Genomic DNA, 21,820 nt, shown 5'->3' with positions numbered 1-21,820 from the left:
AGGGAGCCGGCTCACTCGCCGTTCGTCAGCAGCGCCTCGGTGAGGATCGGAGCGACCTGGTCGACCTGCCAGGGGCGGGCGCCGTGCCCGGCCAGGATCCCGGCGACCGCCTCCTCGGTGGGGCGGGCCGGCGGCTCCCAGCACAGCCGGCGCACCGTGTCCGGGGTGATCAGGTTCTCCTGCGGGAGGCTCAGGTGCTCGGCCAGCGCCGTCACCGCGGCCCGCGCGGCCGACAGCCGGGCCGCCGCCGCGGGGTCCTTGTCGGCCCACGAACGGGGCGGCGGCGGGCCGTTGAGCGGCTGGCCGGGCTGCGGCAGCTCGCTGTCCGGCAGCGCCCGGGCGCGGTCGACGGCGGCCTGCCACTGCTCCAGCTGGCGCCGGCCCATCCGGTGCCCGAAGCCGGGCAGCGCGGCCAGCGCATGGCTGTTCGGCGGCAGATGCAGCGCGGCCTCCACGATCGCGCCGTCGCCGAGCACCTTGCCCGGCGACACGTCGCGCCGCTGGGCGACCTGGTCGCGGGTGGTCCACAGCTCCCGTACGACCGCCATCTGCCGGCGCCGGCGGACCTTGTGCATCCCGGACGTACGGCGCCAGGGGTCCTTGCGGGGTGGCGGCGGGGGAGCGGCGGCGATGGCGGCGAACTCCTGCCGGGCCCACTCCAGCTTCCCCTGCCGCTCCAGCTCCTCCTCCAGCGCGTCGCGCAGGTCCACCAGCAGCTCGACGTCGAGCGCGGCGTAGCGCAGCCAGGGGTCGGGCAGCGGGCGGGTGGACCAGTCGACGGCGGAGTGGCCCTTCTCCAGGGCGTAGCCGAGGACGTTCTCGACCATGGCGCCGAGGCCCACCCGGGCGAAGCCGGCCAGCCGCCCGGCCAGCTCGGTGTCGAACAGCCGGGTGGGGACCATCCCTATGTCGCGCAGGCAGGGCAGGTCCTGGGTGGCGGCGTGCAGCACCCACTCGGCGCCGGCGACCGCCTCGCCGAGCGAGGAGAGATCGGGGCAGCCGACCGGGTCGATCAGCACGCTGCCGGCGCCCTCGCGGCGCAGCTGGACGAGGTAGGCGCGCTGGCCGTAGCGGTATCCCGAGGCGCGCTCGGCATCGACGGCGACGGGGCCGCGGCCGGCGGCGAAGGCGGCGACGATCTCGGCGAGCGCCTCGGGGGTGGCGGTCACCGGGGGGATGCCTTCGCGGGGTTCCAGTAGGGGTACCGGCGCCGGTCGGGAATCCGGAGGCGAGTCTCCGGGTACTCGCAGTGTCGTGTCTGCTGCGGTCTTTTGGGCGTCGGTCACCAGTCAAGGGTATCTGTGTATGCACGTCGCCCGTCGGGGGAATGTTCCCTCGACGGGCGAGACGGGTCGGAAGCGGGGGTTCAGTGGATGATGCCGGTGCGCAGGGCCACCGCCACCATTCCGGCCCGGTCGCCGGTTCCCAGCTTGCGCGCGATGCGGGCGAGGTGGCTCTTGACGGTCAGCGCCGACAGCCCCATCGACACGCCGATGGCCTTGTTGGACTGGCCCTCCGCCACCAGCCGCAACACCTCGACCTCGCGCCCCGACAGCTCGCGGTAGCCACCGGGGTGTCCGGGCGCGCCCGGAGGGCGGCGCTGCATCCGGGCGGCGTTGGCGCCGATGGGCGCGGCGCCCGGCCGTCCCGGCAGGCCGAGGTTGGTGCGGGTACCGGTGACGACATAGCCCTTGACGCCGCCGGCGAGGGCGTTGCGTACGGCGCCGATGTCGTCCGCGGCGGACAGTGCGAGACCGTTGGGCCAGCCGGCCGCCCGTGTCTCGGACAGCAGCGTGAGGCCGGAGCCGTCGGGAAGGTGGACGTCGGCAACGCAGATGTCGCGCGGGTTGCCGACGCGGGGACGGGCCTCCGCGATGGACGACGCCTCGATCACGTCACGTACTCCGAGGGCCCACAGGTGGCGGGTGACGGTGGAGCGGACACGAGGGTCGGCCACGACGACCATGGCGGTCGGCTTGTTCGGGCGGTAGGCGACCAGGCTCGAAGGTTGCTCAAGGAGAACTGACACCGGGCCTCCTGGGGGAGTGGCGGGGACGGAAGTCGGCTGGGGAGAGCCGGAAAGATCCGTGTTTGAAGGGTCACTGACCTCTTCGGCAGCAAACCGGCGGGACTTTAGACTTTGATCACGATTTAGTTAGGGGCAATTCGGGCAAATCGGATGCGTGAGCGATCAAGGTGAGCATGGAGTGCATATCGAGGTGATCACAGGCGTACGCGATGCCGCCCGGACCCAACACGAGTCGGCGCCGAGATGATCACGGGAGCGGCCGGGCCGGCGGACCAAGCGGCGCCGCGGCCGGCCCGCACACGGCGGCCCGCCGCCCGCGGGCCGTACGAAGAGGAAAGCGCCGCAGCTCAGTGGGGCTGCGGACCGCGCCGCTGGGGGAGCGGTACGACACCGCCGCGCGGCGCCGGGTCGAGCGGGGTCGGCGGCAGCCCGGCCACCTGGCACAGCAGATCGCACCACGCGGACAGGTGTGCCGCCAGATCCGGCACCCCGCCCGGCCCCTCGGTCGGCGTCCAGGAGGCCCGGATCTCGATCTGGGTCGCCGGCTCCCGCGCCGACAGCCCGCCGAAGTAGTGCGACCCGGCCCGCGTGACCGTGCCGCTGGGCGCCCCGTACCGCACGCCGCGCGCTTCCAGCGCGCCGGTGAGCCAGGACCACGACACCTCCGGCAGCAGCGGATCGGCGCCCATCTCCGGCTCCAGCTCCGCGCGCGCCAGCGTCACCAGCCGGAACGTGCCCTGCCAGGTGTCGTCGCCGGCCGGCTGGTGGAGGACCACCAGCCGCCCGTCCGCCAGGTCCTTGTCCTCCCCGCCCGGTCCCGCCTCGCGCTCGACCACCGCGGCCTCCAGCGCGTACGCGAAGGGGGCGAGCCGTTTCGGCGCGGGTGTCGGGTCGATCTCGATCTCCGGCCGCAGTCGTGCCGCCCGGAGCGCCTCGACCGCCTGGCGGAAGGGGATCGGGGTCTCGTCCGCGCTGTCCGCGAGGTGTTCGTGAGCCGCAGCCATGCCCGGAAGATTAGGCGGAAGACGGCGCTCATACGCGGAGGACACCCGATGCGCGCGTCGCCCGTTCGGAGGTGTCGACGGGTGCATGCGAAGATTCGGGTCGTGAGCGCCAACGACATTCCCCAAGCTCTCAACTCCGATCGAGCAGGGGAGACCCCAACTGTGGGCCAGCAGCAGACCGCAACGTACGACTCGGCATTCCTCAAGGCGTGCCGGCGCGAGCCGGTGCCGCACACGCCGGTGTGGTTCATGCGCCAGGCCGGGCGCTCGCTGCCGGAGTACCGCAAGGTCCGTGAGGGCACCGCGATGCTCGACTCCTGCATGCAGCCGGAGCTCGTCACCGAGATCACGCTCCAGCCCGTGCGCCGGCACGGTGTCGACGCCGCCATCTACTTCAGCGACATCGTCGTCCCCCTCAAGGCCATCGGCGTCGACCTCGACATCAAGCCCGGCATCGGCCCGGTCGTCGAGAACCCGATCCGCACCCGCGCCGATCTGGAGCGGCTGCGCGCCCTGGAGCCAGGCGACGTCCCGTACGTCACCGAGGCCATCGGGATGCTCACCCGCGAACTGGGCGGCACCCCCCTGATCGGCTTCGCGGGCGCGCCGTTCACGCTCGCCAGCTACCTCGTCGAGGGCGGCCCGTCCCGCAACCACGAGCACACCAAGGCCCTGATGTACGGCGACCCGCAGTTGTGGGCCGACCTGCTCGACCGGCTCGCGGACATCACCGCGGCGTTCCTGAAGGTCCAGATCGAGGCCGGCGCGAGCGCCGTGCAGCTCTTCGACTCCTGGGTCGGCGCGCTCGCCCCCGCCGACTACCGGCGCTCCGTCATGCCCGCCTCCCGCAAGGTCTTCGACGCGGTCGCCTCCTACGGCGTCCCCAGGATCCACTTCGGCGTCGGCACCGGCGAACTCCTCGGCCTGCTGGGCGAGGCGGGCGCCGACGTGGTCGGCGTCGACTGGCGGGTCCCGCTGGACGAGGCGGCCCGCCGGGTCGGCCCCGGCAGGGCGCTCCAGGGCAACCTCGACCCGGCCGTCCTCTTCGCCCCGCGCGAGGCCGTCGAGACCAAGGCCCGCGAGGTGCTGGACGCGGCGGCGAGCCTGGAGGGCCATGTCTTCAACCTGGGCCACGGCGTGCTGCCGAACACCGACCCGGAGGCGCTGACCCGGCTCGTCGAGTACGTCCACGCGCAGACCGCGCGCTGACCGGACCGCACCGCGGGCGGCGGGGTCAGGCCCTCCCCCAGCCAACGCTGGGCGGTGCCCCCAGCCGCCCGCACCGCCGCCTTCGTCGCGCCTGCCGGCGGTCGACGGCGAGTGGTGCCGCCACGTCACGGCGCGGCGCCGGCCACCACCGCCTGTCCCGGTGTGTCCGGAGGGGCCGCGCGCTCAGAACGGGTACCCGGCGGGCGTGGCGCGCACCGTGGTCCAGCGGGTCTCGGTGAACGCGTCGAGGTTGGCCTCACCGCCGAAGCGGGAGCCGGTGCCGGAGTCGGCCAGCCCGCCGAAGGCCGCGACCGGCTCGTCGTTGACGGTCTGGTCGTTGATGTGGACCAGGCCGGTCGGGATGCGGTCGGCGAGGTCCAGCGCGCGGGCCGCGTCGCGGGTGACGATGCCCAGGGCGAGCCCGTAGGAGGACTCGTTGGCCAGCGCCACCGCCTCGTCGAGGGTGCGGAAGGCGCGGACCGGGGCCACCGGGCCGAAGACCTCCTGGGTGTAGGCGGGGCAGGCGCCCACCGACCCCGGCCCGCCGCCCGCGCCGGGGTCCGCGTCGGCGAGGACCGTCGGGCGGTAGAAGAGTTCGCGGTGGGTGCCGCCGGCCGCGATCCGCACTCCGGACGCGGCGCTCTCGCGGACCAGCGCGTCGATCTTGTCGAGCTGTCCGCGGTCGATCACCGGGCCGAGGTGGACCTGCTCGCGGAACGGGTCGCCGACGGCCAGCGCGTCCGCCTTCGCCGCCAGCCGCTCGACGTACGCGTCGTAGAGCGAGGCGTGGACGAGGTGCCGCCCGGCCGTCATGCACACCTGGCCCTGGTGGAAGAACGACGCCCAGGCAGCGGTGGACATCGCGGCGTCCAGATCGGCGTCCTCCAGGACCAGGAAGGCGCTGTTGCCGCCCAGTTCCAGATGGGCGCGCTTGAGGTGCTGCGCGGCGAGGGCGCCGACGCTGCGGCCCGCGGCGGTCGAGCCGGTGAACGAGACGACCCTCACCCGCGGGTCCTCGACGAGCGCCCGCCCGGTGTCCGCACCGCCGGGGAGGACGTGCAGCAGCCCCTCGGGGAGACCGGCCTCGGCGAACACCGCGGCGAGCACCTGCCCGCCGCAGACCGCGGTGCGCGGATCGGGCTTGAGGGCCACGGCGTTGCCGAGGGCCAGGGCGGGCGCCACGGAGCGGGTGGCGAGGATCAGCGGGGCGTTGAACGGCGCGATCACGCCGACGACCCCGGCCGGCACCCGCGTGGTGTACGAGAGCCGGGGCGCCCCGGAGGGCAGCACCTGGCCGAGCGGGCGGTGGGCGAGCGCGGCGGCCTCGTAGCACTCCTCGGCCGCGGTGCGGATCTCGAAGTCGGCCTTGCCCTGGATGCTGCCGGCCTCCCGGACGATCCACTCGCCGATCTCCGCCGCGTGCCGGTGGATCAGGTCGCCGGCGCGGCGCAGCACCGCGGCCCGTTCCGCGTACGGTCTGCGGGCCCAGTCGCGCTGCGCGCCGGCGGCCATGGCCGTGGCCTCCTCGACGTCCGGACCGGCGGCGAGCGTCAGGGCGCCCAGGACCTCGCCCGTCGCGGGCTCCACCGCCTCGGCCGCGCCGCCTCGCAGGGAGAGCCAGTCCTTGGCATCGAGCAGGGGCATCGCGTCAACCTCCGGGAGACGGGCGACAGTTGATAGCTGAACGAGTGTGCCCCACGGCGGTCGGAGTGCCCCACGAGGGCCGCCCGCGCCCCCGGGACGGGCCCACCGGCCCGCGGCGACCCCGCGCAGCCGCCCCCACCCATCGGACGGTTCCTAGCGCTCCAGCACCAGCGCGAGCCCCTGCCCCACGCCGATGCACAGCGCGGCCAGCCCGGTGCCCGAGCCCGCGGCGGCCAGCTGATGGGCCACCGCGCCCGCGAGCCGGGCACCGGACGCCCCCAGCGGGTGGCCGATGGCGATCGCGCCGCCGCGCGGATTCACCACCGAGGGGTCCAGTTCGGGCCACTCGCCGAGGCAGCCCAACGCCTGGGCCGCGAACGCCTCGTTGAGCTCGAACGTCGCCAGATCACCGAAGCCGCGCCCGGCCCGGCCGAGCGCCCGCCGTACCGCCTCGACGGGGCCGAGCCCGAACAGCTGCGGCTCGACACCGGTCACCGCGCTCGCCCGGATACGGGCCAGCGGCTCCCGCCCGGTGGCCCGCAACCCCTCCTCACCGACCAGCAGCAGTGCCGCCGCGCCGTCGTTCAGCGGCGAGGAGTTCCCGGCGGTCACCGTGCCGCCGTCGGAACGGAACACCGGCTTCAGCTTGGACAGCGACTCCAACGAGGAGTTCTCCCGCACCGTCTCGTCCCGGGCCAGCGCCACGTCCGGCAGCGGCACCACCTCCGCGTCGTACGCGCCGGCCTGCCAGGCCCGTACCGCCTTCTGATGGCTGGCCAGCGCGAACACGTCCTGCTGCTCGCGGCTGATGCCGTGCTTCTCGGCGATCAGCTCGGCGCCCTCGCCCAGCGCCACCGTCCACTCCGGCGCCATCCGCGGATTGACCATCCGCCAGCCCAGCGTCGAGGAGAACAGCTCCTGATGGCCCGCGGGGAAGGCCCGTTCCGGTTTGCGCAGCACGTAGGGCGCCCGGCTCATCGACTCCACCCCGCCCGCCACCGCGATCTGCGCGTCGCCGTGCGCGATGGCGCGGGCGGCCTGGATGACCGCCTCCAGGCCGGAACCGCACAGCCGGTTGACGGTCACCCCGGGCACCGTCACCGGCAGTCCCGCCAGCAGTACGGCCATCCGCGCCACATTGCGGTTGTCCTCGCCCGCGCCGTTCGCGTCGCCGAAGTACACATCGTCGATCCGTGCCGGATCGAGCCGCGGGGTGCGGTCCACCAGGGCGCGCACCACGTGGGCCGCGAGGTCGTCGGGGCGGACCGGGGCCAGCGCGCCGCCGAATTTGCCCACGGGGGTGCGGACCGCATCGACGATGTAGACATCCCGTACGCGTGGGTCGGTCATCAGGTTCTGTCCTCGCTGCACTCGCGGTCCCGGCTCGGCGGCCGGCGGGCGGTACGAAAGATCGCCGCTCGCCGCCCCGAGTCTTTGCCCGGCACCGCCCGCTGTCAACGGGAGGCTCGGCCACCTTCCCCGGAGGTACCGGGCCCGCCGCCCCGGCCCGGTCCGCCGGGCGCATCGCCGCCGGGTCCCTCCGGTACCCGGCCGTCCGGGCCGCCGGTGCCGGGCGCCCGTCCCCCGCTGCCCCCGCGATCCCCACATGACGCCTTCCCTTCTGATTCCGACCGGCTGTGCCAACTGGCTTGATCTGAGCGCCGGTTCGACGGCAGGCACCCGAAGCGGAGTGCCGTCCGGGCGTCTCGACGAGGTCACGGTCCGGGCCCGGAGGGGACTCTGAGAGAGTGGAGGCATGAGCGCAGCGCACACCAGCAGGGGCCGGGCGCCCGGTCATGTCGTGGTCATCGGCGGGGGCATCGCGGGGCTGACCGCCGCGCACCGCCTGCTGGAGGGCGGCGCCCGGGTGACGCTCCTGGAGGCGTCGGGCCGGCTCGGCGGCAAGCTGCTCGCCGGCGAGATCGCGGGCGTACCGGTCGACCTCGGAGCCGAGTCGATGCTGGCCAGGCGGCCGGAGGCGGTCGAACTGGCGCGGGCCGTCGGGCTCGGCGAGCGCCTCCAGCCGCCCGGCACCGCCACCGCGTCGCTGTGGACCCGCGGGGCGCTGCGCCCGATGCCCAAGGGTCACGTCATGGGCGTCCCCGGCGACCTGGCGCCGCTCGCCGCCTCCGGTGTGATCTCCCCGGAGGGCATGGCGCGGATCGCCGAGGACGCGACGCTGGCGCGCACCGAGGCCGGGACGGACGTCGCGGTCGGCGAGTACGTCGCGGCACGGCTCGGCCGGGAGGTCGTCGACCGGCTCGTCGAGCCGCTGCTCGGCGGCGTGTACGCGGGCGACGCGTACCGCATCTCGATGCGCGCCGCCGTCCCGCAGCTCTTCGAGGCGGCCCGCACCGAGCGCTCGCTGATCGAGGGGGTACGCGCCATCCAGGCGCGCGCCGCGGCCCTCGTGCCCCCGGGCGGCCCGGCCGCCGGCGGCCCCCTCTTCATGGGCATCGACGGCGGCATCGGGACCCTGCCGGGCGCCGTCGCCGACGCGGTGGGCCGCGCCGGCGGCGAGATCCTGCTCCGTACGGAGGTGCGGGAGCTGCGCCACACCGCCGCGGACGGCTGGCGGATCGCGGCCGGCGACCGGCGGATCGCGGCGGACGCGGTGATCATGGCGGCGCCCGCGGGCGCCGCCGCGCGACTGCTCCGCGCCGGCTGCCCGGCCGCGGCCGACGAGCTGGAAGCCGTCGACTACGCCTCGATGGCGCTGGTCACCATGGCCTTCCGCCGCTCCGACCTGGGCACCGTGCCCAGCGGCAGCGGCTTCCTCGTACCGCCCGTCGACGGCCACCGCATCAAGGCGTCGACCTTCGCCAGCCACAAATGGGACTGGATCGCCCGAGCCGACCCGGACCTCTTCGTGCTGCGCACCTCCCTCGGCAGGTACGGCGACGACGCCGACCTCAAGCGGGACGACGCCGAGCTGGTCGAGCTCTCGCTCGCCGACCTCGGCGCGGCCGTCGGCCTGGCCGCCCGGCCGGTGGCTACCACGGTCACCCGCTGGGACGGCGGGCTGCCGCAGTACGCCGTCGGGCACGTCGACCGGGTGGACCGGATCCGCGCCGCGGTCGCCGGCGCGCCCGGCCCGCTGCGGGTGTGTGGCGCGCTCTACGACGGCGTCGGCATCCCGGCCTGCATCGGCTCGGCGCGACGCGCCGCCGACGAGATCCTCGGGACCCTGGCGGCGGGCCCCGCCACAGGCGAGTGAGAATGGACCACATGACAGACGCTTCCACCGCCCCCGAAAAGATCCCCAACGCCGGCAAGAAGGCCAAGGACCTCAACGAGGTCATCCGCTACACCCTCTGGTCGGTCTTCAAGCTGCGCGACGTCCTCCCCGAGGACCGCGGCGGCTACGCCGACGAGGTCGAGGAGCTGTTCGCCCAGCTCGCCGCCAAGGACGTGGTGGTCCGCGGCACGTACGACGTGTCCGGCCTGCGCGCCGACGCCGACCTCATGATCTGGTGGCACTCGGAGAGCTCGGACGCCCTCCAGGAGGCGTACAACCTCTTCCGCCGGACCCGTCTGGGCCGCGCCCTGGAGCCGGTGTGGTCGAACATGGCGCTGCACCGCCCCGCCGAGTTCAACAAGTCGCACATCCCGGCCTTCCTCGCCGACGAGGAGCCCCGCGCCTACGTGAGCGTCTACCCCTTCGTGCGCTCCTACGAGTGGTACCTGCTCCCCGACGAGGACCGCCGCCGGATGCTCGCCGACCACGGCAAGATGGCCCGCGGCTTCCCGGACGTCCGCGCCAACACCGTGCCGTCGTTCTCGCTCGGCGACTACGAGTGGGTGCTGGCCTTCGAGGCCGACGAGCTGTACCGCATCGTCGACCTGATGCGCCACCTGCGCGGCTCCGAGGCCCGGATGCACGTCCGCGAGGAGATCCCGTTCTACACGGGCCGCCGGAAGCCGGTCGCCGAGCTGGTCGCGGGCCTGGCCTGACCCGCCGGCCGGTCCGACCCGCCGGCACCCAGCGCCACGGGCCGCCCCCTCGGGGACGGCCCGTGCGTCGTGCGTGGTGCGCCGAGGGTTCTCGGCCGCTACTTGCCCTGCGCCTGCTGCACCAGCTGCCGCGCCCGCTGGAGCTGCTGGCCCGGCACCGGCTCGGCGCGCGGGCCGCAGTACACCCGGTGCCCGGGGACCCTGCCGCGCACCAGATACGCCTCGACGTAGGCGTTCACACAGGCGTTGCCGCCGAGCGCGATGCCGTGGGTGCCCGCCCGCCGCTCGGTGACCAGCGAGGAGCCCGGCAGCCGCCGCTGCAGCTCCAGCGCGCCCGGGTACGGCGTGGCCGCGTCCCGCTCGGCCGCCAGCAGCAGCACCGGGGGCAGCGCGCCGGGCTCGGTCCGGATGTCGAGCGGACGGCGCCGGCCGTGCAGCGTGTCGTCCAGGTCGGCCGCGGCCTGCAGCGAGGCGTCCGTCAGCTCCCCGGCGTCCAGCGTGCCGTGGGCCGCGCGGTCGGCCGTGCCGCGCACCGCGTCGTCGACGCCCGCCTGGGCCGACCGCGCCCGGTCCGGCCAGAACGCGCAGGGCAGGTTCATCCAGACGTTGTCCCAGGTCTCGAACGGCGCGGTCTGGGCGATCCGGGTGTTGTCCCGGTCCCAGGTGCTCCAGTTGCGCGGCCAAGCCGCGTCGTTGCACTCGACCGCCGTGTAGACCGCGTTGGAGTTCTCCTCGTCCTTGCCGTCGCCCGAGGGCATGGCCTGGGCGATCAGCTGCTTGGCGTCGCCGTGCAGGTACTTCGACAGCGCGTGGGCGCGCATCGGCCAGAAGAGGTCGTTGTAGCCGGTCTTGAGGAACGCGGCCTGCAACTGCGCCGGCCCGATCTTGCCGTTGACCGGCTTGCGGCGCAGCTTCTCGACGGCGGTGTCGTACGCGCGCTGGACGGCCGCCTTGCTCGTGCCCAGGTGGTAGGTGTCGTTGTGCTTGGCGACCCAGCGCAGCCAGTCGCTCCAGCGGCTCTCGAAGGCGACGCTCTGGTCGAGGTTGTTGCGGTACCAGATCTGCTGCGGCTGCGGGTTGACGATGCTGTCGAAGATCATCCGGCGGACATGGCCCGGGAAGAGCGTCGCGTAGACCGCCCCGAAGTACGTCCCGTAGGACGCGCCCATGAACGTCAGCTTCCGCTCGCCGAGCGCGGCCCGCAGCATGTCCAGGTCGCGGGCGTTGTTCAGGGAGTTGTAGTACGGCAGGTCGGCACCGGCCCGCTGCGCACAGCCGCGCGCATACGCCTTCGCCTCCGCCACCTTCTGGCGCTTGAAGGCGTCACTGGGATACTTCGGGCTGTCCGTCGGCGCCTTGGTGAACTCCTTGGGGTCCTGGCAGGACAGCGGCGCCGAACGCCCCACCCCGCGCGGTGCGTAGCCGACGAAGTCATAGGAGCGGGCGGTCTGCCGCCAGGTGGGCAGCCCACCGTAGAGCGGGAACTGCATGCTGGACGCGCCGGGCCCGCCGGGGTTGAAGACCAGCGCGCCCTGCCGCTCGCCGGGCGCGGTGGCCCGGGCCCGGCTGACGGTGAGCCGGATCTTCCTGCCGTTGGGGCGCGCGTAATCGAGGGGCACGGCGAGGGTGCCGCACTCGACCGCGGCCGGCAGACGCTCCACCGCCGCGCACCGGCCGAAGGAGATCGGGTGGACGGGGGCGGGCGGCGCGGCGGGGTCCCGGACCGCACCACCCGCCGGTGCGGTGGTGAGGGGGGTCAGGACCAGCGACCCGAGGGCGCCGTACAACGCAAGTGCTCTCACGAGCCGTCCCTTCGTATGGTGCGTGGCGCGCCGTGCGGGGCTCCCGGAGGGGTTCGTTGCGCTAGGCCGCACGGTGTGCATACAAAAGGGATAGTTGGGCCAGATGGTGACGAAGTAAAGCACCACGCTCCGGTGTCGGACGCTATGCCCCGGAAGAGTGGAGCAGTGTGCGCAAGACCGGCCGGCGCCGTGCGCACGACCAGCAGGTCCGGGAGGCGGCCCGGCACCCGGTGGACCGCGTTCCGGATGCCCGTACGTACCGCGCCGGGCAACGCGAGACCGGCGCGAACCTACGCGGCGAATGGACCCCCGTGTGGACCCATGTGTGGACCCATGTGTGGACCCATGTGGCGAACGGACCCGCGCGGCGAAGGGCGGCGGGACGGGGCGGTCCTCAACGCCGGTGCAGCGCACGCCGCACGGCGCGCGCGAGCCGGGCCACCGGTCGTGCGGACGGCGGCCGCGAGCTCGCGCGCTCGCGCCACCAGCGCGTCAACTGCCGCCGCGCGGCCGGGTCTTCGGGGCGGCCCTGGGCCAGCAGGTACGCCGCGAAGTCCAGCGCGTCCTGGCGGTAGCCGCCGTGCAGGGGGCGGTACCGGGCGTAGCCGAGGAAGGCGGGACGGTAGGCGTCGCCGAGGATCTCCGGGAGTTCGGGGGCAACCTTGGCGACGACCGCGGCTCGCTTGGCTGTCAGCGCCCGGCTCTGCACCCGCAGCCGGCCGCGGTCGAAGCCCTCCGGCGCGGGCGTCCCCGCCACCAGTGCCGACAGCAGCGCGGTCTGCGCCAGCGCCAGCCGCTCCCGCGCGGCGTCGGTGGAGGAGGCCGGGCGCCGCTCGGCCCCGCCGGCACCGGGCGACGGCTGCGGGCCGGTCGCACCCGAGGACGGCGCCGCGGGGACCGCCTCGTCGCCGCCCTGGGCGGCGCCTTTGCTGTCCCTGGCTTCCCGAGCGGCCCGCGCGGTTCTCGCGACCCTCTCATCCCTCTCGTCCACCGGGGCGGTGCCTTCGCCGGCCCGTCCCGGGGCCTGGTCCTCCCGTACCGCGTCCTCGCTCCCCCGTACCGGCTCAAGCCGCCTGCGCATGACGGACGCCTCCCTTCACCACCGCGCGGATCGCGTCGAGTTCACCGGCCAGCTCGCCGCCCTCGGGGAAGTCGTCGTCGCGCTCCAGCAGTACACCGGGCGGGGCGATCCGGGCGCAGAGCTCGGCGAGCACGTCCAGCACCGGCCGGGTGACCGGGTGGGCGTGGCTGTCGTGCCACACCCCGTCGCGCTCGACACCGCCCGCGACGTGCACGTACGCGATGGCCTCGACCGGAAGCCCGTCGAGGGTCGCGGCCGGGTCCTCGCCCCGGTTGACGTGGTTCGTATGGAGGTTGGCGACGTCGATGAGCAGCCGTACGCCGGTCCGCTCGACGAGTTCGGACAGGAACCGGCCCTCGGTCATCTCCTCGCCGGGCCAGTTGACGAGCGTGGCGATGTTCTCCAGCGCCAGCGGCACCGGGAGCGCGTCCTGGGCGATCCGGACGTTCTCGCAGAGCACATCGAGCGCGTCGCGGGTGCGCGGCACCGGCAGCAGATGCCCGGCCTCCACGACCGGGGACGCGGTCAGCGGGCCGCCGGCACGGACGAACGCGATGTGCTCGGTGACCAGCGGGGAACCCAGGGCCGTGGCGCGTTCGGCCAGCGCGGCCAGCCGCCCGGCGTCCGGACGGTCGGCGCCGCCGAGGCCGAGCGAGACCCCGTGCGGTACGACGGTCGTGCCGCGCTCGCGCAACTGCCGCAAGGCGGACGGCAGATGACCGGGGCAGACGTTCTCGGCCACCACCTCGACCCAGTCCACGCCGGGCAGCGCGGCGATCTCCGCGGCGATCTCCGGCCGCCAGCCGATGCCCGTACCAAGCCGCTCCATTGCTCCCCCCTCGTACCCCTCTTGTCCTGCTCCGTGGTCGGAGTACTCATGACCTCGCCAAAGCGGGCTAATCATGCACCCGTGTGCTTCAGAGCTTGATTTGAGCTTCGGGGCGGGGCGATTGCCGGGTGGGTCGGTTGCCCGCTCGACGGGCGTCGACCGGTCAGCGCACCGGCGACGGTCAGGACCCCCGAAGTGCCGGATGGTCCGCGACGACCGTGCACGAGCCCGGCGCGATCTCCGTGTACCCGGCATCCCGCACCACGGGCAGCCCGCTCCGGGTGAGCGCCTCCCATGCCGCGGGCTCGGCGACCCGTACGGCCAGCGGGAATCCCGCCTCCCGCCAGGCGGCACGCCCCGCCTCGGGCAGCGTCCACCACGCCACCTGGGCGCCGTGCCCCGCCTGGGCCATTGCCTTGCCCGCCGACATCTCCAGCCCGGGATTGAGCCACAGCACCGGCTCCCCGGCGGCCGGCTCCCCGCCCGGCTCCGGATCGTCGAGTTCGGTCCCCGAAACCTGGAGCCGTGCCAGATCCTTCGGCCAGCCGTCCAGCGGCACCGGCGGGAAGACCCGCACCTCGGCATCGCGGCCGGTGACGGTGATGCCCGGCAGCGCCTCGGCACGCCGCCACTCCGCGCCTCGGGCCCGCCGTACGACCTTCCGGATCCGGGAGTCCTCCCAGTCCCGCACCGCCTGGGCCCACTCGCCCTCCCCGGCGGCCCGCTCGTCGGACAGCAGCACCAGCACCGCCCGCGCCGCCGTCTCCAGCGCGTCCGTACGCGCGGGCGGTGCGGCCCGCTCTCGTCGCACCACGAGCGGCAGCACGAACTGCGGTGCCTCCTCCGCGCCCGCCTCGTCCCGCACACACCGGTCGTCCTCGCCGGGCCGGGCCTCATGGCGAGCGGCCTCGTGGCGATCGGTGTTGGGGTAGCTGGCGTCGGGGTGGGTGGTCTCGGTGCGGTGGGGCGCGGGGTGGTCGGCCACGGGGCGATCGGTCGGGGCGCGGCTCGGCTCGGCGTGGTGGGTCTCGGCAGGCCCGGACGGGCTGCCGAACGGGCTGCTGGAGCTGTCGCCGGCCTGCCCGGCGGTCTCGGTACTGGTGGTCACTCGCTCAGTGTGCCAGCGGGCACTGACAACGGGGTGTCCCGTCACATGGGATCTGGTCCGTGATCAAGGCTGTGACCTGCGGCGGCCAGATGGGTTGAGACGCCGAGAGGGCGGTTGTCTCAGATGATCTGGTCCCGCAGGCGTGAATACCGGCCGGAGTCTCAGCGGATCTGGTCCGGAGGAGGCGGTTCTGGGTGATACCAGCTCTGGGCGTTCCACCACGTCTGGTAGGCGCCATAGATCTTTAGGGGACCGTCGCGCCTGTCGCGTACTTCCAGGAATTCGTCAAGCAGTGGGAAGAGGGTGGCGGCAGCGTCGGCGTCTGGCGTCAGGGGATGCACGAAGCCGCCGGGGCTCGATGAACTTCCCCTCCTCATCAGTGAGTTGCCTGCGCGTCACGCCCAGCGTCCTACCAGGTTCCGTCCCCGTCCGAGGACGGAAGCCGAAGATTGATCACGACGTCACACAGACCCTAGTGGCCGGTGGCAAACCGGTCGGCGGCCTCGTCGAGAGCGTCGTCGGCCACCTCGTTCCGGGCAGTCAGACCGGCCGTCCATAGCGGCATCAGCCAGAACGTCACCAGGGCGACGACCAGTACGGCCGGCAGCGCACCCGCGGGGATCGTGCTGCCCACCCAGTGCAGCGCGCCGACGGCGAGGACCGCGCCGAAGAGCATGGCGACGGAGATACGGTGGGCGAGGGCGTGGACCCGCTGCCGCTCGGCGAGTTGACGCTCGTCGAGGACGCGGGCGCGCAGTTCCAGCAGTCCGCGGGTGGAGCCGTTGATGATGCCCGTCGCTATGCACCACAGCGGCAGCACGACGAGCACTCCAGCCAGCATCAGCCACGGCTGGTGCGCCGCGGCGCCGCCGATCTGCGTGGTCAACAGCCCTGCCGTCAGCGCGATATGCGCGGCGACGACGGTGCGGCGGCGGGCGCTCGTGGCGTAATAGGGCCTGCCGGCCGGGTTGTTCATGATGGCGAGCATGCGCCGGTCATAGCGCGTGGGTGCTGCGGTCTGTCGTGCGGTCATGACTTCCTCCCGTAAACCTCGTCAGTGAGCGACCGGAACGGCTCCAAGGAGAACAGCGCCTCGACCGGCAGCTCGAAGAACTTGGCGATCTTCAATGCCAGATCGAGGCTCGGGTTGTACTCGCCGCGCTCGATGTAGCCGATGGTCTGGTAGTGGGCACCGACGGCCTCGGCCAGACGGGCGCGGGACACTTTGCGGTCTGCCCGGACCATCGCCAGTCTATTGTGCACCTGCTCACTCATGTATAAGGAGTACTACATCTCGTTAGAGATGCGCAACGCATGTGAGTAAGAGCCCCGGTTCTGGAATGCGGGGTGGTCCGCGGCGGGTGGGACTGCTGGGGGAAGGGAGGGATCACCACGCATAGGGGAACTCGTAACCCAACCCCCAACCCCCAACCCAGCCCCACCCACTCCCGAGCGGCCGCGATCGCCCCCGGCGAGGCGGCGGTTGACGGGTCCGACTACCGTCGACGGCGTAAGGAGACCGGAGCGCCCGCCGGTGGGACCGTCGTGCCGAGAACGCGCTACCGGCCGGCACGAGCCACCACAGACCAGCGGGCGTCGCAGCGGTCCCACGGCCTGATATGTCGCCGTGGCCATGAGGACGGGGGAGGGGAAGCGGTGTCGCAGCGGATGAGGCTGGACGGGGTCGGGCGGCGTTACGGGATGCGGGAACCATGGGTGTTGCGTGATGTGCAACTCGACGTTCCCGTAGGTGCGTTGCTGCGCATCGAGGGGACCAACGGGAGCGGTAAGTCCACGCTGCTGCGGCTGCTCGCCGGTATCGACCGGCCCACCGCCGGACGGATCACGGGACGCCCGCGTACCGCCTACGTTCCCGAACGGTTCCCGGCGGCGCTGCCGTTCACGGCCGCCGGCTACCTCACCCACCTCGGCCGCGTCCATGGCCTGCGCACCCCGCAGGCCGCCCGCCGTGCCGCCGAGTGGCTCGAACGGTTCGGCGCGGCCGGGCACGCGCATACGCCGCTGGCCGAGCTGTCCAAGGGGACGAGTCAGAAGGTCGCGGTCGCCCAGGCGCTGCTCGTCGAGCCCGAACTCCTCGTCCTGGACGAGGCGTGGACCGGCCTGGACCGGGCCGCGCGCGGGCTTCTCGACCGCGTGGTCGCCGAGCGGGTCGCCGGCGGCGGCACCGTCGTCTTCGTCGATCACGATCCGCGCCGGCTGGCGGGCGCCGCGGATTCCGTACACCGCGTCGCGGACGGGCTGTTGCTGCCCGGGGAAGACGGTGCGGAGGAGCGGCGGGCGGCCCCGGTGGGCCCGCGGGTCGTCATCGAGGCGGAGGGGCCGCCGGGAAGCGTCCCGGGGAGCGCCGGGCCCCTGCCCGGGGCGCCGGACATCGTCCCCGGCCCCGGTGGTACGACCCGGTTGACGGTCCCGGCCGCCCACTCCGACGCGCTGCTGCGCGCCCTGCTCACCGCCCAACCCCCCTGGCACATCCGCGCGGTCACCGCCACCGCGCCGACCCAGGGCACCGCCCACCAACCCCCGGACGACACCTCCCGGGCCGCCCAGCAGGCCACTCTCCAGGACACCCCTTACGAGGCTCCCCTCTCATGACCGCACTGCTCCGCTATCAGGCGGCCCTGCTCATCCGCTCGCACCGCTGGTTGCCGCCGGTCATCGTCTACGCGGCGTTCCTGGCCATCGGGGTCCAGACCGGCGGCCCGATCCTGGACGCGTACGGCTTCGCCGCCGCCGGTCTGCTGCCGGTCGCCGTCTGGCTCACCCGGGTCTGCGTCACCAACGAGCCGCCGGCCGCCCGCAATTGCGCCGCGGCGGCCACCACGCCGGGCCGGGTGCACCTCGCCTGCGTGCTGACCGCGATCGGTGCCGCGCTGCTCCTCGGGCTCCTCGGTACGGCGTTTGTCGCCCTGCTGTCCGACCCGCACTCCAGCGATCACCAGGTCGCCGTTCCGGTCCTGCCCGCGACCGGCGCGGGGCTGCTCACCGCGCTGTCCTGCCTGCTGCCGGGCGTCGCGACCGGTGCGCTGTGCAACTGGCCGGTGCTCCGCCGCCCCGGCTGGGGCGTCCCCGTCGGGCTGGTCTTCGCCCTGCTGCTCCTCGTCCTGAGCGGCTCGCCCGCCAACGCCGCGCTGACGGGCATGATCAGCGGTTCCGAGCACGGCACGATCAGTGCCCCCTGGCTGCCGTTCGCCGCCGCCCTCCTGGGGGCGGCCGGTGCCACCGCCGCGGCCTGCGCCCTGAGTGCGCGCCGCGGTTGACCCTCCGCCTCAGGGGGCCGGCGCAGCCTCCGCCCCGGCCGTCGGACACGGCCCGCGCGCAGAGGCCCCGGCAGGGAAGGTGAGGGCAGGGCCCGGCCGGGCAGGGCCCGGTCCCGGCCTGTCCGGAGTGCCTCTGCGGTCCGTCACGGTCGCCCCGCACGCCGCCGCGGGGCAAGCGTTCCGCCCGGCGGCGTAGGCTCGCCCCATGCCGGGCACCGACGAGCACCAGGATCAGCGGGACAGCGCTCCCAGCACCTCAGCCGGCGTGGAGTCCCCCGGCGTCCCGGGCGCCGCGGCGGGACGGGCGGGGGCCGCCGCGCCCTCCGAGGGCGGCTGCTATGCCGATGCGCGCCCGGAGGCCGAGCCCGCGGCCGTGCGGGGGAGCTCCGTCGGCCCGCCCGCCGCGGACCGCGTGCAGTCCTTCGCCGAGTGCGTGCAGTGCCGTCGGCCGACCGAACACCCGGTCTCCCGCCCCGGCATCGTCCTGTGCCCGGTCTGCGAATGGCAGGAGGCCCAGCGCTCGGCCTGCTCTGGCTAGTGCGGACAGCCTCCGATTCGGCCGTCGTCTCTGATCCGGCCGTCGTCTCCGACCGGTCAGCGCACCCGATCCGGCCGTCGGCGCCCCGTGAGGCCGAGGCGCCCGGTGCCAGGGCGGCCGACGGGGCCGAGCCGCAGCGCGCCCGGCGCCGCGCCCTGTCCCGTCAACTCCGAACGCCCTGCCAACTCCGCACGCGGGAAAGGGGAATGGGGCGTCGCCCGTTACGGCACCAACGTCCCGGCGTCCCGGGCCAGTGCCGTCAGGCGGGAGATGGCGCGGAAGTACTTCTTCCGGTAGCCGCCGCGCAGCATCTCGTCGCTGAACAGCTCGTCGAAGGGCTTGCCGGAGGCCAGCACCGGCACCTCCCGGTCGTAGAGCCGGTCCGCCAGGACCACCAGGCGCAGCGCGGTGGACTGGTCCGGCACCGCCTGGACGTCGGTCAGGCAGACCGCCGTGATGCCGTCGCACATCGCGCCGTAGCGGCTGGGGTGCACCTTGGACAGATGCTCCAGGAGGGCGGGGAAGTCGTCGAGCGAGGCGCCGGGGGTGCGGTGCGCCGCGCGGGTCACCGTCTCGTCGTCGTACGGGGCGGGTGCCTCGGGCAGGCCGCGGTGGCGGTAGTCCTCGCCGTCGATGCGCAGCGGGCGGAAGTGGGCCGACAGCCCCTGGATCTCGCGCAGGAAGTCCGCCGCCGCGAACCGGCCCTCGCCGAGCTTGCCCGGCAGGGTGTTGGAGGTGGCGGCGAGGGCGACGCCGGCGTCCACGAGCTTGCCGAGGAGGGTGGAGACCAGCACCGTGTCGCCCGGGTCGTCGAGCTCGAACTCGTCGATGCACAGCAGCCGGTGGCCGCTGAGGGTCCGTATGGTCTGCTGGAAGCCGAGCGCGCCGACCAGGTTCGTCAGCTCCACGAAGGTGCCGAACGCCTTGAGCTCGGGGGCCGCGGTGGTCGCGTGCCACAAGGAGGCGAGCAGGTGGGTCTTGCCGACGCCGTAGCCGCCGTCCAGATAGACGCCGCGCGGGCCCTGGGGGGCGGCGGGCTTCTTGGGGCTCCTGGAGAACCAGCGGCGCCTTCCGCCGCCGATCGCGGTCGCGCCGCACTCGATGCTCGCGGCGAAGGCGCTCAGCGTCCGGACGGCCTCGGCCTGGCTGGCCTGGTTCGGGTCCGGTATGTAGGTGTCGAAGCGGGCGCCCTGGAAGCGCGGCGGCGGCACCATCTCGGCCACCAGGCGGTCGGCCGGTACCTGCGGTGCGCGGGCGGTGAGCGCGGCGGGGGCCGCGGCAGTGTCCCCGTTGGCCGGGGTGCCGGCTATCGGGGAGGGCTGCGGGGAGGACGAGGGCTGGGAAGGTGACACGGCTGTCCAGCCTAGTCGCTGTGCGGGACCGCCCGGACCGGTGAGCGAGGCATGTCACACTGCGGCCATGCGACGCCTGTTCCCCCTCCCCTCCCTGCCCGCACCGGCCTGTGAGGCCGGCGACGCCCTCGCGGAGGCGGTGCCGCCATCGCCCCCCGAGCCGGGCATTGTCCGTGACTGGACGGTCGACCGCGAGTGGACGCTGGACGAGCTGGCGGATGCCTACGCGTATCCGGAGGCGGACGATCCGGTGCGGTCCGGCCGGGCCGGGTGGCTGCGCGCGAACATGGTGTCCTCCCTGGACGGTGCGGCCCATCACGAGGGGCGTTCGCAGCCGCTCTCCGGGGCCGCGGACATGCGGATCTTCGGAGTGCTGCGGAGCCTGGCGGACGCGGTGGTGGTGGGTGCGGAAACGGTCCGGCAGGAGGGCTACCGGCCCGCCCGCGCCCGGGAGGCCTTCGCCGCGCGGCGGGCGGCCGCGGGCCAGGGACCGGCCCCGGCGATCGCGGTGGTGACCGCCGGCCTCGGGCTGGACTTCGCGCTGCCGCTGTTCACCGAGCCACTGGTGCCCACCCTCGTGCTGACCGGCGCCGGCGCCCCGGAGGACCGGGTACGCGCGGCCCGTGCCGCGGGCGTCGAGGTGCTGTTCGCGGGAGAGGGGACGGGTGTGGACCCGGAACGGGTGACCGGGGTGCTGGCCGAGCGGGGGCACACCCGGCTGCTGACGGAGGGCGGGCCGCGGCTCCTCGGGCAGTTCGCCGCGGCCGGGGCGCTGGACGAGATGTGCCTGTCGCTGGCCCCGGTGGTGGCGGTGGGCGACGCCCCGCGGATCATGGACGGTCCCGCGGTGGCGGTTCCCGGGCGGTTCGTTCTGGCGTCCATGCTGGAGGAGGCCGGGTTCCTGTTCACCCGTTACCGTCGGTCCTGACAAACAGCGGAATTGCCTGTTCCGCTTAGCGTCGGCTGGGCACACTAAAAGCCGACAGGTCCCGTGTGGCGACGGGGCAGGATGGTTTCTGTGGGCTCCGTGCCATGCGGCGCCCGGGAGAGAAGAAGGGCGTCCGTCGTGTTCACGAGCGTATTGATGATCGAGAAGCCTCTGACGCCCACCGACGTCGAGTTTGTGACCACACTGCACGGCGATGACCAGGTCTCTTTCGTGGTCCTCATGCAGCCGCGCGGCAAACAGGACGTCCTGTTGCGGGCGATCGACGATGTCGCCCTGGGGGAGTTCGAGGACGCGGTCCGCGAAGGCGCGGAGCCGGGCGGCGCCAACGCCGAGGTCCCCGCCGAGCGCGCACTGGCACACACCCTGGCCCAGCTGCGCGCCGCCGGCGCGGAGGCCCTGGGGCAGGTGGTCCAGGACCACCCGCTGGACCTGCTGAAATCCGTCGTCGACGAGACCGGCGCGGACGAGGTGATCGTGCTGACCGCCCCGCACTTCGTCGAGGAGTTCTTCCACCGCGACTGGGCCTCCCGCGCCCGGCACAAGGTGGGCGTCCCGGTCCTGAAACTCTTCTCGCACGCGGCCGACGACCAGCCGGAGGCGGACGGCGGCGCCTGAGCCCCCTGGGAGCGCCGCGCCCGCCGCGACCCGCTCGTCAACCTCGCGTCAGCCGCTCACTCAAATGGATTGCTTGGAGCGCGCCGATGGCCCGAATCGGTGCGTTCCTGGTCAGAAAGCGCCATCTGAGGAAAGCCGGAACGAGACGAGGGATCGCCATGGCGGAGCAGCGGGAGCCGAACCCGGACCGGGAGCGCGGACGCGAGCGGGACGGTGACGAGGGCGCGGAGCGCGGCGAGGAGGCGGGGCGCACGGCCGCCGCGGAGAACGAGAAGCCGAAGTCCGCGGCGGACCGGCCGCACAAGGGCCGGGCGTCCGGCGAGCCCGGCCTGTTCCCCACCTTCTCGCACCGCGACGACTAGGGCCTCAGCCACCGGACAGGCCCCAGGACCTTTCCGGCCCCGGCCCACCGGACACGACCCGGTCGG

19 protein-coding genes and 1 pseudogene are annotated in these 21,820 nt (G+C 73.9%); 9 read left to right on the top strand and 11 right to left on the bottom strand.

Features of this window, described 5'->3' with window-relative positions; all coding sequences use genetic code 11:
• Positions 1 to 11 precede the first annotated feature (11 nt).
• The 3 genes from ACO1BR_RS18405 to ACO1BR_RS18395 form a co-directional block, all read right to left on the bottom strand.
• On the bottom strand, positions 12 to 1,286 hold the full coding sequence (locus tag ACO1BR_RS18405; RefSeq protein WP_426796140.1) for an HRDC domain-containing protein: 1,275 nt from the start codon (positions 1,284 to 1,286) through the stop codon (positions 12 to 14).
• Positions 1,287 to 1,366: 80 nt separating this feature from the next.
• Positions 1,367 to 2,029 carry a response regulator transcription factor gene (locus tag ACO1BR_RS18400; protein ID WP_016573641.1) on the bottom strand — a complete coding sequence of 221 codons (663 nt, stop codon included), beginning with the start codon at positions 2,027 to 2,029 and terminating at the stop codon, positions 1,367 to 1,369.
• Positions 2,030 to 2,376: 347 nt separating this feature from the next.
• Positions 2,377 to 3,033, bottom strand: a complete 657-nt coding sequence (locus ACO1BR_RS18395; RefSeq protein WP_426796139.1) for a DUF3000 domain-containing protein — start codon at positions 3,031 to 3,033, stop codon at positions 2,377 to 2,379.
• Between the two features lie 162 nt (positions 3,034 to 3,195).
• Between ACO1BR_RS18395 and hemE the strand changes: the two genes are divergently transcribed.
• A complete protein-coding gene (gene hemE, locus ACO1BR_RS18390) occupies positions 3,196 to 4,242 on the top strand; it encodes a uroporphyrinogen decarboxylase (RefSeq protein ID WP_426796175.1) in 1,047 nt (348 codons plus the stop codon).
• A gap of 183 nt (positions 4,243 to 4,425) precedes the next feature.
• Here the strand turns inward: hemE and ACO1BR_RS18385 are convergent, their stop codons facing one another.
• Positions 4,426 to 5,886 (bottom strand): aldehyde dehydrogenase family protein, encoded by a 1,461-nt coding sequence (locus ACO1BR_RS18385; RefSeq protein ID WP_426796138.1) that lies wholly within the window; start codon positions 5,884 to 5,886, stop codon positions 4,426 to 4,428.
• Between the two features lie 153 nt (positions 5,887 to 6,039).
• Positions 6,040 to 7,236 (bottom strand): thiolase family protein, encoded by a 1,197-nt coding sequence (locus tag ACO1BR_RS18380; RefSeq protein WP_426796137.1) that lies wholly within the window; start codon positions 7,234 to 7,236, stop codon positions 6,040 to 6,042.
• A gap of 406 nt (positions 7,237 to 7,642) precedes the next feature.
• On the opposite strand from ACO1BR_RS18380, the gene hemG reads away from it, so the two are divergent.
• Both hemG and hemQ read left to right on the top strand, forming a co-directional pair.
• A complete protein-coding gene (gene hemG, locus ACO1BR_RS18375) occupies positions 7,643 to 9,103 on the top strand; it encodes a protoporphyrinogen oxidase (protein WP_426796136.1) in 1,461 nt (486 codons plus the stop codon).
• Between the two features lie 2 nt (positions 9,104 to 9,105).
• Positions 9,106 to 9,840: a hydrogen peroxide-dependent heme synthase gene (gene hemQ, locus ACO1BR_RS18370; protein ID WP_159507577.1), complete on the top strand. Its 735-nt coding sequence runs from the start codon at positions 9,106 to 9,108 to the stop codon at positions 9,838 to 9,840.
• 98 nt (positions 9,841 to 9,938) lie between these two features.
• Here the strand turns inward: hemQ and ACO1BR_RS18365 are convergent, their stop codons facing one another.
• From ACO1BR_RS18365 to ACO1BR_RS18345, 5 genes and pseudogenes are all read right to left on the bottom strand, one after another.
• The gene (locus tag ACO1BR_RS18365; protein ID WP_426796135.1) at positions 9,939 to 11,642 is read right to left on the bottom strand and encodes an alpha/beta hydrolase; all 1,704 of its coding nucleotides are present in this window, start codon (positions 11,640 to 11,642) and stop codon (positions 9,939 to 9,941) included.
• A 394-nt stretch (positions 11,643 to 12,036) separates the two neighbouring features.
• Positions 12,037 to 13,552 (bottom strand): annotated as a pseudogene (locus ACO1BR_RS18360) (DUF692 domain-containing protein).
• A gap of 181 nt (positions 13,553 to 13,733) precedes the next feature.
• Positions 13,734 to 14,417: a peptidyl-tRNA hydrolase gene (locus ACO1BR_RS18355; protein WP_426796174.1), complete on the bottom strand. Its 684-nt coding sequence runs from the start codon at positions 14,415 to 14,417 to the stop codon at positions 13,734 to 13,736.
• 715 nt (positions 14,418 to 15,132) lie between these two features.
• Entirely contained in the window at positions 15,133 to 15,693 is a 561-nt protein-coding gene (locus tag ACO1BR_RS18350) for a hypothetical protein (protein WP_426796134.1), read from the bottom strand.
• Positions 15,690 to 15,935 (bottom strand): helix-turn-helix transcriptional regulator, encoded by a 246-nt coding sequence (locus ACO1BR_RS18345; protein WP_426796133.1) that lies wholly within the window; start codon positions 15,933 to 15,935, stop codon positions 15,690 to 15,692. Before ACO1BR_RS18345 ends, ACO1BR_RS18350 begins: the two co-directional genes overlap by 4 nt.
• Before the next feature lie 393 nt (positions 15,936 to 16,328).
• On the opposite strand from ACO1BR_RS18345, the gene ACO1BR_RS18340 reads away from it, so the two are divergent.
• The 3 genes from ACO1BR_RS18340 to ACO1BR_RS18330 all read left to right on the top strand — a co-directional run bounded on the left by ACO1BR_RS18340 (position 16,329) and on the right by ACO1BR_RS18330 (position 18,476).
• The gene (locus tag ACO1BR_RS18340; protein WP_426796173.1) at positions 16,329 to 17,273 is read left to right on the top strand and encodes an ABC transporter ATP-binding protein; all 945 of its coding nucleotides are present in this window, start codon (positions 16,329 to 16,331) and stop codon (positions 17,271 to 17,273) included.
• Positions 17,270 to 17,938, top strand: coding sequence for an ABC transporter (locus tag ACO1BR_RS18335; protein WP_426796132.1), 669 nt, complete (start codon positions 17,270 to 17,272; stop codon positions 17,936 to 17,938). The genes ACO1BR_RS18340 and ACO1BR_RS18335 overlap by 4 nt, the downstream gene beginning before the upstream one ends.
• A gap of 205 nt (positions 17,939 to 18,143) precedes the next feature.
• Positions 18,144 to 18,476, top strand: a complete 333-nt coding sequence (locus ACO1BR_RS18330; protein ID WP_426796181.1) for a hypothetical protein — start codon at positions 18,144 to 18,146, stop codon at positions 18,474 to 18,476.
• 221 nt (positions 18,477 to 18,697) lie between these two features.
• Here ACO1BR_RS18330 and zapE read toward each other — a convergent pair whose 3' ends face one another.
• Positions 18,698 to 19,828: a cell division protein ZapE gene (zapE, locus tag ACO1BR_RS18325; protein ID WP_426796131.1), complete on the bottom strand. Its 1,131-nt coding sequence runs from the start codon at positions 19,826 to 19,828 to the stop codon at positions 18,698 to 18,700.
• A 67-nt stretch (positions 19,829 to 19,895) separates the two neighbouring features.
• Here zapE and ACO1BR_RS18320 point away from each other — a divergent pair, with 67 nt between their 5' ends.
• From ACO1BR_RS18320 to ACO1BR_RS18310, 3 genes are all read left to right on the top strand, one after another.
• On the top strand, positions 19,896 to 20,756 hold the full coding sequence (locus ACO1BR_RS18320) for a pyrimidine reductase family protein (RefSeq protein WP_426796130.1): 861 nt from the start codon (positions 19,896 to 19,898) through the stop codon (positions 20,754 to 20,756).
• A gap of 156 nt (positions 20,757 to 20,912) precedes the next feature.
• Complete coding sequence (locus tag ACO1BR_RS18315; RefSeq protein WP_426796129.1) at positions 20,913 to 21,392, top strand: indole-3-glycerol phosphate synthase; 480 nt, start codon at positions 20,913 to 20,915, stop codon at positions 21,390 to 21,392.
• A gap of 158 nt (positions 21,393 to 21,550) precedes the next feature.
• Complete coding sequence (locus tag ACO1BR_RS18310) at positions 21,551 to 21,754, top strand: hypothetical protein (protein ID WP_426796128.1); 204 nt, start codon at positions 21,551 to 21,553, stop codon at positions 21,752 to 21,754.
• Positions 21,755 to 21,820 lie beyond the last annotated feature (66 nt).

Origin of the sequence: Streptomyces sp. YGL11-2 (assembly GCF_050054615.1) — a bacterium.
In the GTDB taxonomy this organism is placed as follows: Bacteria; Actinomycetota; Actinomycetes; order Streptomycetales; family Streptomycetaceae; genus Streptomyces.
Note: the sequence above shows the minus strand (reverse complement) of the source record. Positions and strands in the feature narration are given on the sequence as shown.

Excerpts from the sequence above, each read along its gene's own strand:
- ACO1BR_RS18395 (WP_426796139.1), bottom strand. The coding sequence starts at position 3,033 with ATGGCTGCGGCTCACGAACACCTCGCGGACAGCGCGGACGAGACCCCG.
- ACO1BR_RS18385 (WP_426796138.1), bottom strand. The coding sequence starts at position 5,886 with ATGCCCCTGCTCGATGCCAAGGACTGGCTCTCCCTGCGAGGCGGCGCG.
- ACO1BR_RS18380 (WP_426796137.1), bottom strand. The coding sequence starts at position 7,236 with ATGACCGACCCACGCGTACGGGATGTCTACATCGTCGATGCGGTCCGC.
- hemG (WP_426796136.1), top strand. The coding sequence starts at position 7,643 with ATGAGCGCAGCGCACACCAGCAGGGGCCGGGCGCCCGGTCATGTCGTG.
- hemQ (WP_159507577.1), top strand. The coding sequence starts at position 9,106 with ATGGACCACATGACAGACGCTTCCACCGCCCCCGAAAAGATCCCCAAC.
- ACO1BR_RS18350 (WP_426796134.1), bottom strand. The coding sequence starts at position 15,693 with ATGACCGCACGACAGACCGCAGCACCCACGCGCTATGACCGGCGCATG.
- ACO1BR_RS18345 (WP_426796133.1), bottom strand. The coding sequence starts at position 15,935 with ATGAGTGAGCAGGTGCACAATAGACTGGCGATGGTCCGGGCAGACCGC.
- ACO1BR_RS18340 (WP_426796173.1), top strand. The coding sequence starts at position 16,329 with ATGAGGCTGGACGGGGTCGGGCGGCGTTACGGGATGCGGGAACCATGG.
- ACO1BR_RS18335 (WP_426796132.1), top strand. The coding sequence starts at position 17,270 with ATGACCGCACTGCTCCGCTATCAGGCGGCCCTGCTCATCCGCTCGCAC.
- ACO1BR_RS18330 (WP_426796181.1), top strand. The coding sequence starts at position 18,144 with ATGCCGGGCACCGACGAGCACCAGGATCAGCGGGACAGCGCTCCCAGC.
- ACO1BR_RS18320 (WP_426796130.1), top strand. The coding sequence starts at position 19,896 with ATGCGACGCCTGTTCCCCCTCCCCTCCCTGCCCGCACCGGCCTGTGAG.
- ACO1BR_RS18315 (WP_426796129.1), top strand. The coding sequence starts at position 20,913 with ATGATCGAGAAGCCTCTGACGCCCACCGACGTCGAGTTTGTGACCACA.
- ACO1BR_RS18310 (WP_426796128.1), top strand. The coding sequence starts at position 21,551 with ATGGCGGAGCAGCGGGAGCCGAACCCGGACCGGGAGCGCGGACGCGAG.